This window comes from Streptomyces sp. NPDC056222, from assembly GCF_042264065.1.
Taxonomy (GTDB): Bacteria; Actinomycetota; Actinomycetes; order Streptomycetales; family Streptomycetaceae; genus Streptomyces.
In genome coordinates this window covers 70,706-82,882 of sequence record NZ_JBHJTL010000012.1, presented here as the reverse complement: position 1 = coordinate 82,882, position 12,177 = coordinate 70,706, and the positions used below count along the sequence as shown (strand labels likewise).

11 protein-coding genes are annotated in these 12,177 nt (G+C 73.0%); 3 read left to right on the top strand and 8 right to left on the bottom strand.

Annotated features, from left to right (window positions below; genetic code table 11):
- Positions 1 to 56: 56 nt before the first annotated feature.
- Complete coding sequence (locus tag ACFC0D_RS08815; RefSeq protein WP_376432613.1) at positions 57 to 2,669, bottom strand: glycoside hydrolase family 3 C-terminal domain-containing protein; 2,613 nt, start codon at positions 2,667 to 2,669, stop codon at positions 57 to 59.
- A 147-nt stretch (positions 2,670 to 2,816) separates the two neighbouring features.
- Entirely contained in the window at positions 2,817 to 3,269 is a 453-nt protein-coding gene (locus ACFC0D_RS08810; protein WP_329123227.1) for a DUF4442 domain-containing protein, read from the bottom strand.
- A 106-nt stretch (positions 3,270 to 3,375) separates the two neighbouring features.
- Between ACFC0D_RS08810 and ACFC0D_RS08805 the strand changes: the two genes are divergently transcribed.
- Positions 3,376 to 4,467, top strand: a complete 1,092-nt coding sequence (locus ACFC0D_RS08805) for a hypothetical protein (protein WP_376432610.1) — start codon at positions 3,376 to 3,378, stop codon at positions 4,465 to 4,467.
- 73 nt (positions 4,468 to 4,540) lie between these two features.
- The gene (locus tag ACFC0D_RS08800) at positions 4,541 to 5,869 is read left to right on the top strand and encodes an MFS transporter (protein WP_376432608.1); all 1,329 of its coding nucleotides are present in this window, start codon (positions 4,541 to 4,543) and stop codon (positions 5,867 to 5,869) included.
- A gap of 15 nt (positions 5,870 to 5,884) precedes the next feature.
- Here ACFC0D_RS08800 and ACFC0D_RS08795 read toward each other — a convergent pair whose 3' ends face one another.
- The 5 genes from ACFC0D_RS08795 to ACFC0D_RS08775 all read right to left on the bottom strand — a co-directional run bounded on the left by ACFC0D_RS08795 (position 5,885) and on the right by ACFC0D_RS08775 (position 9,830).
- On the bottom strand, positions 5,885 to 6,730 hold the full coding sequence (locus tag ACFC0D_RS08795; RefSeq protein WP_376432605.1) for a spermidine synthase: 846 nt from the start codon (positions 6,728 to 6,730) through the stop codon (positions 5,885 to 5,887).
- Positions 6,731 to 6,734: 4 nt separating this feature from the next.
- Entirely contained in the window at positions 6,735 to 7,580 is an 846-nt protein-coding gene (locus ACFC0D_RS08790; RefSeq protein WP_376432602.1) for a patatin-like phospholipase family protein, read from the bottom strand.
- 75 nt (positions 7,581 to 7,655) lie between these two features.
- Positions 7,656 to 8,825, bottom strand: coding sequence for an elongation factor Tu (gene tuf, locus ACFC0D_RS08785; RefSeq protein ID WP_376432600.1), 1,170 nt, complete (start codon positions 8,823 to 8,825; stop codon positions 7,656 to 7,658).
- A 94-nt stretch (positions 8,826 to 8,919) separates the two neighbouring features.
- Positions 8,920 to 9,054 carry a hypothetical protein gene (locus tag ACFC0D_RS08780; protein ID WP_329123215.1) on the bottom strand — a complete coding sequence of 45 codons (135 nt, stop codon included), beginning with the start codon at positions 9,052 to 9,054 and terminating at the stop codon, positions 8,920 to 8,922.
- Between the two features lie 59 nt (positions 9,055 to 9,113).
- Complete coding sequence (locus ACFC0D_RS08775; protein ID WP_376432597.1) at positions 9,114 to 9,830, bottom strand: DNA alkylation repair protein; 717 nt, start codon at positions 9,828 to 9,830, stop codon at positions 9,114 to 9,116.
- Between the two features lie 68 nt (positions 9,831 to 9,898).
- On the opposite strand from ACFC0D_RS08775, the gene ACFC0D_RS08770 reads away from it, so the two are divergent.
- Positions 9,899 to 10,678 carry a TVP38/TMEM64 family protein gene (locus tag ACFC0D_RS08770; RefSeq protein WP_376432595.1) on the top strand — a complete coding sequence of 260 codons (780 nt, stop codon included), beginning with the start codon at positions 9,899 to 9,901 and terminating at the stop codon, positions 10,676 to 10,678.
- A gap of 316 nt (positions 10,679 to 10,994) precedes the next feature.
- On the opposite strand, the gene ACFC0D_RS08765 is transcribed toward ACFC0D_RS08770, so the two are convergent.
- Positions 10,995 to 12,164: a thiolase family protein gene (locus ACFC0D_RS08765; RefSeq protein ID WP_376432593.1), complete on the bottom strand. Its 1,170-nt coding sequence runs from the start codon at positions 12,162 to 12,164 to the stop codon at positions 10,995 to 10,997.
- Positions 12,165 to 12,177 lie beyond the last annotated feature (13 nt).

Below are 12,177 nucleotides of genomic sequence, written 5' to 3'. Positions count from 1 at the left end.
ATTCCTCCCGTGTCGAGGCGCGCGCCGCGTCGCGCACGCCGAGGCAGCCTACCTGGTCACAGGGGTCTCACCACGACCTCCGCGCGAAGCCGGGAATCACGTGAGGAGGCTCCCACGACGACCGGGCGCCGACCCGTCCCGAGCACCCAGCCGTGCCGTGCGATGTCCCAGGAGGAGAGGGTGCGGGCGGCAATGGACACGGTCACACGGCGCCGCTCGCCCGGCGCCAGCTCCAGGCGCCGGTACCCGGCCAGGAGCCGGCGCGGCTGGTCGACGCCGAGCGCGGCCAGGTGGGGCGACGGGCCGAGATAGACCTGGGCCACCTCGATCCCGGCCCGGCCGCCGGTGTTCCGCACCGTGAAGGTGACCGCGAGTCCGCCGTCGTCGGCGGACTCGACCGTCAGGCCGTCGTAACCGAACGTGGTGTACGAGAGCCCGTGCCCGAAGGGGAACAGCGGCTCCACCTTCTTGGCGTCGTACCAGCGGTGGCCGACGTGGACGCCCTCGCTGTACTCCTGGATCCCGTCCCGCCCCGGGTAGCGGAGCGGGTCGCCCGCCGTGGGGTGCCGGTCCTCGGCGGCGGGGAAGGTCTGGGTGAGCCGTCCGCCGGGGTCGGCGTCGCCGAAGAGGACGGCCGTGGTCGCGGCGGCGCCCTCCTGGCCGGGGTAGTACATCTGCAGCACGGCGGCGCTGCTCTCCAGCCAGGGCATGGTGACGGCGGACGAGGTGTTGAGGACGACGGTCGTACGGGGGTTGGCGGCGGTCACCGCGTCGATCAGGGTCTCCTGGTTGCCGGGGAGCGCCAGGCTCGTGCGGTCCTGGCCCTCGGTGGCGTCCTCGTACGCGAAGAACACGACGCTCCGCGCGGCGCGGGCCGCACCGACGGCCTCCTCGAAGTCCTCCTCCCGCTGGGAGTCGCTGATCGCACGGAGCCGGAGGACCTGGCCGGCCGCCCCGCCGCGGGCGGTGACGGTCAGACGGTGGGTGCCCGCGGTGAGCTCGACGGTGTCGCGGCGGACGGAGAGACCGTCCGGAGCGCGGCTCAGCAGTCCTCCCGGGAGCTGCTCGGGGGCGCCCGGGACGACGGGGAAGAGCTCGGTGGAGTCCAGGGTGACGAGGGGCCGGGCGCCGCTGTGGTGGAGATGGAAGGTCCAGCGGTCGGTCTCGGGGACGGTGAGGGTGCCCTCGTAGGTCCAGGTGGCCTTGGCGGCGACGGTGCGGTTCTCCAGGTCGGTCGGGGGCTCCGTGGCGGGCAGCGGCCGGCCGAAGAGATCCTCGCCGAGGGCATGGGTGACGGTGGCGCCGGCGCCGGCCCGGTCCCGGATGGCGTCGAGGGGGCGAGCGGCGGAGTCGGGGACCACGAAGGCGCTGCCGCCGCCGCTGACGAAGGGGAGCGTGCCGGTGGGGCCGATCACGGCGAGCGAGCGGGCGGCGGGGCCGGTGAGCGGCAGCATCCCGCCCTTGTTGCGCAGCAGGGTGGCTCCGGCTGTGGCGACGCGCAGGGCGACGGCGGCGCCCGCCTCCGCGTCCCGGTCCGGCCTGGTGGCATCGTCGAGGAGCCCGAACCGCGCCCGTACGGACAGGATGCGGCGCACGGCCCGGTCGACGGTCGCCTCGGTCACAAGTCCGTCCCGCACCGCCGTCCTGAGCGCGTCGCCGTAGCGCGCGCCCCTCGGCATCTCCATGTCGAGGCCGGCTTCGAGGGCGGGCGCGGTGCTGTGCGTGGCGCCCCAGTCGCTCATCACCCAGCCGTCGAAGCCCCAGCGGGTGCGCAGCACATCGGTCAGGAGTGCCGCGTTCTCGGTGGAGTACACACCGTCGACCTTGTTGTACGCGGCCATGACGGACCCCACGCCGGCGGCCACGGCGGCCTCGAAGCCGCGCAGCTCGGTCTCGTGGAGGGTCTGCTCGTCGGCCCGTACGTCGAGGGTCGTCCGGTCCTTCTCCTGGTTGTTGAGGGCGAAGTGCTTGACCGTGGCGATCAGGCCCTCGCCCTGGATGCCGCGGATCTCCTCGGCGACGAGGTCTGCGGAGAGCAGCGGGTCCTCGGAGAAGGTCTCGAAGTTCCGTCCCGCGTACGGCGTGCGGATCAGGTTGACCATCGGGGAGAGCAGCACGTCCTGGCCGAGCGCGCGCCCCTCACGGCCGATCACCCCGCCGTAGGCGCGGGCGAGGTCGGGGTCGAACGCGGCGGCGAGCATGACGGGCGCGGGCAGAGCGGTGGCGGCGAGCTTCACGCGCACCCCTGCCGGGCCGTCGGCGAGCCGCAACGGCGGCAGGCCGAGCCGCGCCACACCGGGTACGTATCCGGCCTGGCCGAGGCCCTTCGGGTCGGCGGCGCCGTGCAGCAGGGAGACCTTCTCCTCGAGCGTGAGCGCCGCGAGGAGTTCGTCGACCCGGTCGACCCGGCGGCGCGCCGGGTTCGGTCGTTCCGGGTTGGGTCGCGCCTGGTTCGCGTGTGCCGGCTTCGCATGTGCTGGTACGGCCACGGCGGCAGCGGCCGCGACGGCCCCGCCGAGCAGCCACAGGGCGGTCCTGCGCGGCAGACGTCCCTCGGCATGGGCCCGTGCCGGTCCGGAGCGTGCGCGACGCGCGCCCGCTTCGGGGGACGGGTCGGCCTCGGGGCCGTGGGACGGCGGTGTCGGCTCACGGGAATCGGCGTCTGACAATGCGCTGCTCCTTCGCACGGAGGCGGATGCCGCGTATACGCGGTGAGCGCACTATGCGTGACAGCTTGTCATTTTTTCGCCGCATTCCGGCCGACGCGGCCGCCCCCGCACCCGAATTGGCGTGCGGGGGCGGCTCGCGGCGATATGTCAGGCGTTCGGGCGCAGGGTCCAGACGACCGTCATCTCGCCGGTCACGGCACCGTCCTCGCGCGTGATCGCGATGTGGACGGGGAACTCCGGGCGCGCGCCGGCGTCGAGCTCGGCGACGACGTCGGCGGCCGGGCGGCCGAGGGTGGCGGTGGCCGTGACGACGCCCATCGCGAGCTTCTTGTAGCCGATCTCGGCGGTGACCGCGAGCGGCACCGCGCGGCTCAGCTGGTCGCCGAAGGCGGCCAGGACGATCGCGCCGCTGGCGGACTCGGCCAGCGTGAACATGGCTCCGGCGTGCGGGCCGCCGACGTGGTTGTGGTAGTCGGCCTGGTCCGGCAGGCGGACGACGGCTCGCTCGGAAGTGGTCTCCAGGAACTCGAGGTTGAGGGTCCTGGCCATGGGAACCGTGGCGGCGAGCATCTCGCCGACGGACATCTGGTCTGCGCTCATGGCGCGATGTTACCCGCGAGTAGCAGAGAAGGCCATCCCCGCCTCCGCGCACCCGCATGGGGGCGGGCGTAGCAGGGTTCCCGCCACACCTCTATGGTTACTGGCCATGTGGCCAGGACAGCAGCCGCCCGGGGGCGAGCAGAACCCGCAGGACCAGAGTCAGAACCCGTACCAGCAGTCGGGTTACCAGCAGCCGAACCCCTATCAGCAGCCGGGGTATCAACAGCAGCCCGGATACCCGCAGCAGCCACCGACGCAGCCCGGCTATCCGCAGCAGCCGCCGACGCAGCCGGCCCAGCCCGGGTACCAGCAGCCCAACCCGTACCAGCAGCCGACCGTGCCGCAGTACCAGGTGCCGGGCGCGCCGCCGCAGCCCGGCGGTCCCGGTGACGGCAAGAAGAAGCAGACGACGATCATCGCCATCGTCGCCGCGACCGCCGTGGTCGTCGCCGCCGGTGTCACGGGGTTCCTGGTCCTCGGCAAGGACGACGAGAAGAAGACCGACGCCGGCGGCGACCCGAAGCCCTCGTCCTCGTCGGCCCCCAGCAACCAGCAGTCGTCGCCTCCGATCGACAACCCGCGCGACGACGCCCAGCAGCAGCCGACGATCCCGGGCTGGAAGGTCGTCCACAATCCCAAGTACGGCACGCTCTTCGACGTGCCGCCGGAGTGGGAGCTGCTGAAGCCCGGCTCGATCACCTTCTTCGAGGACGAGAAGAAGGGCGACGGCTCGCCGGTCGTCACCATGTCCGCGCCCGCGCGCTTCAAGAGCAAGTGGTGCACGTTCGACACCGACAAGAACGGCACCGAAGAGACCTGGGGCCTGAGCACCGCCGGCACCAAGGGCGGCCAGGGCGCGAAGAACACCGAGGAAGCGGCGTTCAACGAGGCCGGCAACTGGGTGTGGGCGGGCTACGCCCAGCACATGCCCAAGGGCACCATCAAGATCACCAAGGCTGTGCCGTTCACCACCAAGTCCGGGCTCGTCGGCAGCATGTCGACGGCCACCGCCCCGGGGATCAAGAAGCGGAACAAGTGCGAGTCGGACGGCAAGTCCATCGCGTTCTCCTTCAAGAACTCCGCCGGTGACTTCTCGTCGTTCGTGCTCTACGCGGCCGACGGGGTCAAGGACGAGCTGCCGGACGCGACGATCCAGCAGATCCTCTCGACGGTGCGACTGGCCCCGGCCTCGTCCTGACGGAGGCCGTACCGGGCGAGGTCGTCCGGATATCGGTTTGGCAGGAGGCGGCGGCGACGGGGATAGTCCCGGGGTGAGAACTCCCGCCGCCTCCCCCCGCCCCCCGCTGCTCTCCCGCCGTCCCGAGTGGGCGGGGCGCAACTATCTGCTGCTGACCGCCGCCGCGATGGTCACCAACCTGGGCACCCACGGTGCTCTGATCGCGACGGCGTTCGCCGTGTTGGAGTCCGGCGGGGACGGCGGTGACGTGGGCCTGGTGGCGGCGGCCCGGATCGTCCCGCTCGTGCTGTTCCTGCTCATCGGCGGCGCGGTCGCGGACCGGATACCCCGGCACCGGGTGATGGTCGCAGCCAACGGCCTCAACTTCGTCTCCCAGGGCGTCTTCGCCGTGCTCGTCCTCACGGGCGACCCGCAGCTGTGGCAGATGATGGTGCTGACCGCGCTGTGCGGAACGGGCCAGGCGTTCTTCAACCCGGCGGCCGAGGGCATGTTGATGTCCAGCGTCAGCGGCGAGCAGGTCAGTCGTGCCTTCGCCCTGTTCCGGATGGCGATGCACGGCGCCGGCATCGGCGGCGCGGCGCTCGGCGGCGCGATGATCGCCGCTGTCGGCCCCGGCTGGGTCCTCGCGATCGACGCGGCGGCCTTCGCGGTCGCCGGCGCGATGCGCGCCTTCCTCGACGTCAGCCACATCGCGAAGCGCGAGGCGGGAGGCGGCCTGCTCGCCGATCTGCGCGAGGGCTGGCACGAGTTCATCGGACGGCCCTGGCTGTGGTCCATCGTGGCCCAGTTCTCCATCGTCGTGGCGCTCGTCGGCGCGGCAGAGTCCGTCTACGGGCCGCTGGTGGCCCGGGACCAGCTCGGCGGTGCCAGGCCCTGGGGAATCGCCCTGGCCTTCTTCGGCGTGGGCACGCTCGCCGGCGCGCTGCTGATGATGCGCTGGAAACCCCGCCGGATGCTGCTCGTGGGCACCCTGGGCGTCTTCCCGATCGCCCTGCCGTCGGCGGCGCTCGCGGTCCCGCTCGACGTGGTGGGTCTCTCGGCCGCGATGTTCGTCAGCGGTGTGGCGATCGAGATGTTCGGCGTGGCGTGGATGACGACGCTGCACCAGGAGATCCCGGAGGACAAGCTGTCGCGGGTGTCCGCGTACGACTGGTTCGGCTCGACAGCCATGCTGCCTCTGTCCACGGCGCTCGCGGGCCCGGCAGAGACACTCTTCGGCCGCAGCGAGGCGCTGTGGGGCTCGGCGACGCTGATCGTGGTGGTGACGGCCCTGGTCCTGCTGGTCCCCGACGTACGGAACCTGAGGCGCCGTACGAAGGAGGTGGGCGGTTCCGCCGCCCCCGCGAAGACCGCCGCACCGAACACGGTCGCGGCGACCCCGACGGCGCACCCGGGCTCCTGACGCTCTCGGGAGGCGTCAGCCGATACTGAAGGATCCGTCCGGCGGGACGGGGGACGGCACCGCGTCCGTGTCGGTCACGGGGCGGGCGGACCCCGTGAAGCGGGTCAGGGTGGCTCCGTACTCCACGCGCGCGGGGAAGGCGTCCCCGGCCGCGCGCCGGGCCAGACGGGCCGTGTCGATCTCGTGGTCGGAGGCGACGAGGACCGCGTTGCCGAAGCGACGGCCGCGCAGCACCGCCGGCTCGGCGATCAGGGCCAGCTCCGTGAAGACCCCCGCGAAGGTCGCCAGCTGGGAGCGGAGGAAGGCGAACGGCGAACCGTCGGCGAGGTTGGCCGCGTAGACACCGCCCGGCCGCAGCACCCGCCGGGCCTCCCGCGCGTACTCGACGGAGGTCAGATGGGCGGGTACCCGCGAGCCGCCGAAGACATCGGCGATCAGCACGTCCACGGAGGCGTCGGGCGCGGCTTCCAGCCAGCCCCGGGCGTCCGCGGCGTGCAGGGCGACCCCCGCGCCGTCGGGCAGCGGGAGGTGCTCCGTCACCAGGTCGAGCAGTCCCCGGTCGGCCTCGACCACGTCCTGACGGGAGCCGGGGCGGGTCGCGGCCACGTAGCGGGGCAGGGTGAGCGCCCCGCCGCCGAGGTGCAGGACGGCGAGAGGGGCACCCTCGTCGGCGAAGCTGTCGACGACATGGGCGAGCCGACGGGCGTACTCGAACTCGAGATGGGTCGGCTCGTCGAGGTCCACATAGGACTGCGGTGCGCCGTCGACGGTGAGCAGCCAGGCCCGGTCCCGGTCGACGTCGGGCATCAGCTTGGCGGTTCCCCGGTCGACGTCCCGGATGACGGGTATCTGCTCGTTCACGCTCTCATTGTGCCCACAGGGCCCGGACCGCCTCCGCATGGGCCGCGGCCTGGGCCCGTCCGGCGCGGGCCGCGGGGCCCCGGCGGCTCGGGTCGAGGGGGTTGCGGCCGAAGGCCGTCTTGGAGTCCGCGTCCGGGGTGACGACCTCGACCCGGGCGCCCGCCGCTGCGAGTGCCGCGCCTTGCCGGGCCGGGGAGTCGATGACCTTGCTGCCGGATCCATTGGGCGCGATGACGACGACGCTGTCGTACCCGGCGGCGAGATGCGCGTTGGCGGTGGAGTGCACTCCACCGTCGATCCAGCGACGTCCGTCGATGGTGGCGGGCGGCCAGAGCCCCGGAATGGCGCAGCTCGCGGTGACGGCGTCGAGGAGCGCGGCGCCGCTGTCCTTGTCGTACGTCCTGAGCTCGCCGGTCAGCGCGTCGACGGCCGTGACGAGCAGCCGACGCTCCGGCCACCGGTCCACCGGAGCGAGACGGCGGGCGACGGTGGCACGGCGGGTGGCCTCGTCGACCGTCGTGGCTCCGAGCGCAAGCCGGCCGAGCTTGCGCCCGTACGCCTCCGGGGTACGGGAGGTCAGGACGGCGATCGCGTAGCGGAGGATCGTTCCGGCGCCGAGGCGGCCGGCGGGCTCCCCGGGACCGTCGTCCAGCTGGCTCTCGTACAGCTCCGTGACGGTGGACGTGCCGGAGGCGAGCTGGGTGGCGACGACCGCGCCCGCCGAGCTGCCGATGATCAGATCCGCGGTGGACAGGTCGGTCCCTGCTTCCGCCAGGCCGTGCAGCACGCCCGTCGCCCAGCCCGCACCCGTCATTCCGCCCGAACCCAGAACCAGTGCCGTCCTCGTCATGATCCGAGTGTGGCAAAGGGAGTTGGGCCTGCATTCCGCGGGGTGCGGAATGCAGGCCTCTACCCGACCGGGCGCTCAGCCGACGTTCGTGACCGTGCCGGCGCCGACCGTACGGCCGCCCTCACGGATCGCGAAGCCGAGTCCCGCCTCCAGCGGGACGTCACGGCCGAGTTCGACGGTCATGGTGACCGTGTCGCCCGGGCGCGCGACCGCCGTCTCGCCGAGGTCGACGTCGCCGACGACGTCGGCGGTCCGGATGTAGAACTGCGGCCGGTAGCCGGTCGAGACGGGGGTGGTGCGACCACCCTCCTTGCCCGACAGGACGTAGACCTGCGCGGTGAACCGCCGACTCGGTACGACGCTGCCCGGCGCCGCCACCACATGCCCGCGGCGGACCGCGTCACGGGCGACACCACGCAGCAGCAGCGCGACGTTGTCGCCGGCCTCGGCCGACTCCATCGGCTTGCCGAAGGTCTCGACCCCGGTGACGACCGTCTCGGTCTCCGCGCCCAGCACCTCCACGCGGTCGCCGACCCGCACCGTCCCGCGCTCGACGGCGCCCGTGACGACGGTGCCGCGGCCGGTGATGGTGAGGACGTTCTCGACGGACATCAGGAACGGCGCGTCCACGTACCGCACGGGCATGGGCACATAGGTGTCCACCGCGTCGAGCAGCGCCTCGATCGCCGCCGTCCAACGCGGGTCGCCCTCAAGGGCCTTGAGCCCCGACACCCGGACGACGGGGACGGAGTCGCCGCCGTAGCCGTGCGCGGTCAGCAGCTCCCGTACCTCCAGCTCGACCAGGTCGGTCAGCTCGTCGTCGCCCGCGTCGGCCTTGTTGAGCGCGACCACGATGTGGTCCACGCCGACCTGACGGGCGAGCAGGACGTGCTCGGCCGTCTGCGGCATGATCCCGTCGAGCGCGGAGACGACGAGGATGGCCCCGTCCAGCTGGGCGGCGCCGGTGACCATGTTCTTGACGTAGTCGGCGTGGCCTGGCATGTCGACATGGGCGTAGTGGCGGGTGTCGGTCTCGTACTCGACGTGCGCGATGTTGATGGTGATGCCGCGCTGGGCCTCCTCGGGCGCGCGGTCGATGCGGTCGAACGGCACGAAGGTGCCGGTCCCGCGCTCGCTGAGGACCTTGGTGATGGCGGCGGTCAGGGTGGTCTTGCCGTGGTCGACGTGGCCCATGGTGCCGATGTTGAGGTGCGGCTTGGTGCGCACGTAAGCCGTCTTGGACATGGTTCGCTCGTTCCTTGAGCTCGAAGCGTGTGAGGGGACCCCGGGGCCGGACCGACCCTCCCCCTGTGGGGTCCGCCGGACGAGCCGGGGAGGGTCAGCTTCGGGCGCCGTCGAGTGCGACGGCCGCGAGCGCGGCGGCTGCGAACGCAGCGGCGGCGACGGGCGCGACGGCAGCCTTCGGCGCGGCCGCGACTGCGGGCCGTGCTTCGAGGAAGGCGTACCGGAACATGTCCACGATCATCCCGGGACGGCCGGTCGCCGTCGACCGATTTTCTGCCGCAGGCGAGTTCAGAGGTGCTTGAGCGCCTCGCGTACGGAGAGCGGGGCGAGGCGGTCCCGGTTCTCCTCGACGAACGCGCGGACCTCGTCGGGGCCGGTCTTCGCGTACTCGCGCAGGGACCAGCCGATCGCCTTGCGGAGGAAGAAGTCGGTGTCGCCGGCCCGGCGCAGGCAGTACGCGAACAGCCGCTCGGTGTCCGTCCCGCCCTTGAACGTGAGTTGGTGCAGCAGCGCGGTGCGCGCCACCCACAGGTCGTCGTCCTCGATCCACTCGTCCATCCGCGCGGCGAGCGCCGGATCGGCCGCGACGAGCCCACCGACGACATGGGCGGCGAGATGGTCGACGGTGTCCCACCAGGATTCGGTGGTGACGAGCCGCAGGGCGACGGGCAGGAAGCCGGAGGAGCAGCGCTTGACGTGACGGCGCAGGTAGTCGACGGCGAAGTAGTGGTACTCGCGCTCGGGGAGCGCGAAGCAGCGCAGCGCGACGGCGGCGCAGTCGGCCTCGTCGGGGCGCGGGGTGCCGTCGAGGACCGTACGGGACAGGGCGCGACGCTCGGGGGTGCGGATGCCCAGGAAGGGGGCGACGCCCTTCATGTACGCGACCATCTCCTGCGCCCGGAAGGGATCGCCGGCCGCCGGATAGACCTCGGTGAGGCGGGCGAGCACGCTGTCGGCGAGAGCGCTGTCGGGCACGGCGGGCCCAGCGGGCACGGCGGTCGTCATGCGGCCCAGAGTACGGTCGATGACGGACATTACGGCGATCACATGTGTCCGTCGGTTACTCTCCCCGGATGCTCGACCCCGTCACCCAGCCGCCGGGCTCCCTCGCACTGCGCTGCTCCCGGGCTCTGCTGTCGCCCTGGTCGCGGCTGTCCCTGCTCGCGGTGCTCCTCGCCGCCGCGGCGACGACCGTGGTGCTGTACGAGCCCCAGCGGCTGCTGTCGGCGGGCTGGCCGCCGCAGATGAGCGGCGCGGGCGCGGTGGTGGTGTTCGGACTCGCCTACGGGGCGTGCACGGCCGCCTTCGTACCGCGGCCGATCCTGAACCTGGCGGCGGGCGCCGTCTTCGGCACCCAGGCGGGACTGGCGGCGGCGGTGGCCGGGACGGTCCTGGGGGCGGGAATCTCGTTCACCCTGGGGCGCGTTCTGGGGCAGGGCGCGCTGCGTCCGCTGCTGCGGGGGCGCTGGCTGAAGGCGGCGGACGGGCAATTGAGCCGGCACGGCTTCCGCTCGATGCTGGCGATCCGGCTCTTCCCCGGGGTGCCGTTCGCCGCCGCCAACTACTGCGCGGCGGTCTCCCGGATGGGGTACGCGCCGTTTCTCCTGGCGACGGCGATCGGCACGATCCCCAACACAGCCGCGTACGTGGTGGCGGGCAGCGAGGCCGCCTCGCCGACCTCGCCCGCCTTTCTGATCTCGATGGGCTTCATCGTCGTGTCCGGCCTCGCCGCGGCGACCGTCGCCTGGCGCAAGCGCCACGGCCTGCGGACGGCCCCGGCCGAACCGACCGAACCGACCCGGCCGACCGAGCCCCGCCCGCTGGCGGGCGTGGGGGCTTCGCGAGAGGGATAGGGCGCGGACGGGGATGCCGTAGGGCTCCGACGGGGATGCCGTAAGGCTCCGACGGGCCCCGGCCGGGCCGCGGCGAGGCAACGCCTGACCCCACGAGGACGCAGGGACGCCATGCCCCGACGCGCCCGACCGACCGCGCACGGCGCGGCGTAGCCGCCGGCCCCACGCGGACGTCCGGCCCAAGGCGCCGGCGCGCCTCGCCGGCCCGCGTGGACGCCTGCCCCAAGGCGCCATCGCGCTCCGCCGGACCCGGGGCGCCGGCGTGCCTCGCCGGCCCGTGGGAGACGGCCCGCCCGTGCGCCCGCAGCGAGGCCCCTCAGAGCGCCTCGACGATCATCGCGTTCGCCAGGCCGCCCGCCTCGCACATCGCCTGGAGGCCGTACCGGGCGCCACGGGCTCGCAGGGCGTGGACCAGGGTGGTCGTCAGCCGGGTGCCGCTGGCGCCGAGGGGGTGGCCGAGCGCGATGGCGCCGCCGTGGACGTTGACCTTGGCCGGGTCGGCGCCGGTCTCCTGCTGCCAGGCGAGCACGACGCTGGCGAACGCCTCGTTGATCTCGAAGAGATCGATGTCGTCGAGGCCGAGCCCGGCCCTGCGCAGCACCTTCTCCGTCGCCGGGATCACGCCTGTCAGCATCAGCAGCGGGTCGGAGCCGGTCACCGCGAAGCTGTGCAGCCGGGCCAGCGGGCGGAGCCCGAGCCGCTCCGCGGTGTCCGCCGCCATCACGAGCACGGCGGAGGCGCCGTCGTTGGTCGGGCTGCTGTTGCCCGCCGTCACCGACCAGTCGATCTGCGGGAATCGCTCGGCGAAGACCGGGTCCTGGAACGCGGGCCGGAGCCCGGCCAGGATCTCGGGAGTGGTCGTGGGCCGCACCGACTCGTCGCGGCGGACGTCTCCGTACGGGACGACCTCGGCGTCGAAGAGCCCGGCCTCCCAGCTCCGGGCGGCCTTCGTGTGCGAGGCGGCGGCGAACTCGTCCATCGCCTCGCGCCCGATCGACCACTTCGCGGCGATCAGCTCCGCGCTGATGCCCTGCGGAACCAGACCCTCGGGGTACCGCTCGGCGACCCCTGGGCCGAAGGGGTCCGCTCCCGGCGGCACGTTCGACCACATCGGGACGCGGCTCATGGACTCGACCCCGCAGGCGACGGCGATGTCGTACGCCCCCGAGAGCACGCCCTGGGCCGCGAAGTGCACGGCCTGCTGGGAGGAGCCGCACTGCCGGTCGACGGTGGTGGCGGGCACGGAATCGGGGAAGCCCGCGCCCAGCCAGGCGTAGCGGGTGGTGTTCATGGCCTGCTCGCCGACCTGGTCGACCGTTCCCCCGATGACGTCGTCGACGGAGGCGGGGTCGATGCCGGTGCGTTCGATCAGCGCGCCGAGGGTGTGGGAGAGCAGGGCGACGGGGTGGACCTCGGCCAGGGCGCCGTGCGCCTTTCCCCTGCCCATGGGCGTGCGGACTGCTTCGACGATGACGGCGTCGCGCATGATGACGGCTCCT

Coding starts and splice junctions, on each gene's coding strand:
- ACFC0D_RS08770 (WP_376432595.1), top strand. CDS start 9,899: ATGCTCGACCCCGTCACCCAGCCGCCGGGCTCCCTCGCACTGCGCTGC.
- ACFC0D_RS08775 (WP_376432597.1), bottom strand. CDS start 9,830: ATGACGACCGCCGTGCCCGCTGGGCCCGCCGTGCCCGACAGCGCTCTC.
- tuf (WP_376432600.1), bottom strand. CDS start 8,825: ATGTCCAAGACGGCTTACGTGCGCACCAAGCCGCACCTCAACATCGGC.
- ACFC0D_RS08805 (WP_376432610.1), top strand. CDS start 3,376: ATGTGGCCAGGACAGCAGCCGCCCGGGGGCGAGCAGAACCCGCAGGAC.
- ACFC0D_RS08790 (WP_376432602.1), bottom strand. CDS start 7,580: ATGACGAGGACGGCACTGGTTCTGGGTTCGGGCGGAATGACGGGTGCG.
- ACFC0D_RS08765 (WP_376432593.1), bottom strand. CDS start 12,164: ATGCGCGACGCCGTCATCGTCGAAGCAGTCCGCACGCCCATGGGCAGG.
- ACFC0D_RS08810 (WP_329123227.1), bottom strand. CDS start 3,269: ATGAGCGCAGACCAGATGTCCGTCGGCGAGATGCTCGCCGCCACGGTT.
- ACFC0D_RS08780 (WP_329123215.1), bottom strand. CDS start 9,054: ATGTTCCGGTACGCCTTCCTCGAAGCACGGCCCGCAGTCGCGGCCGCG.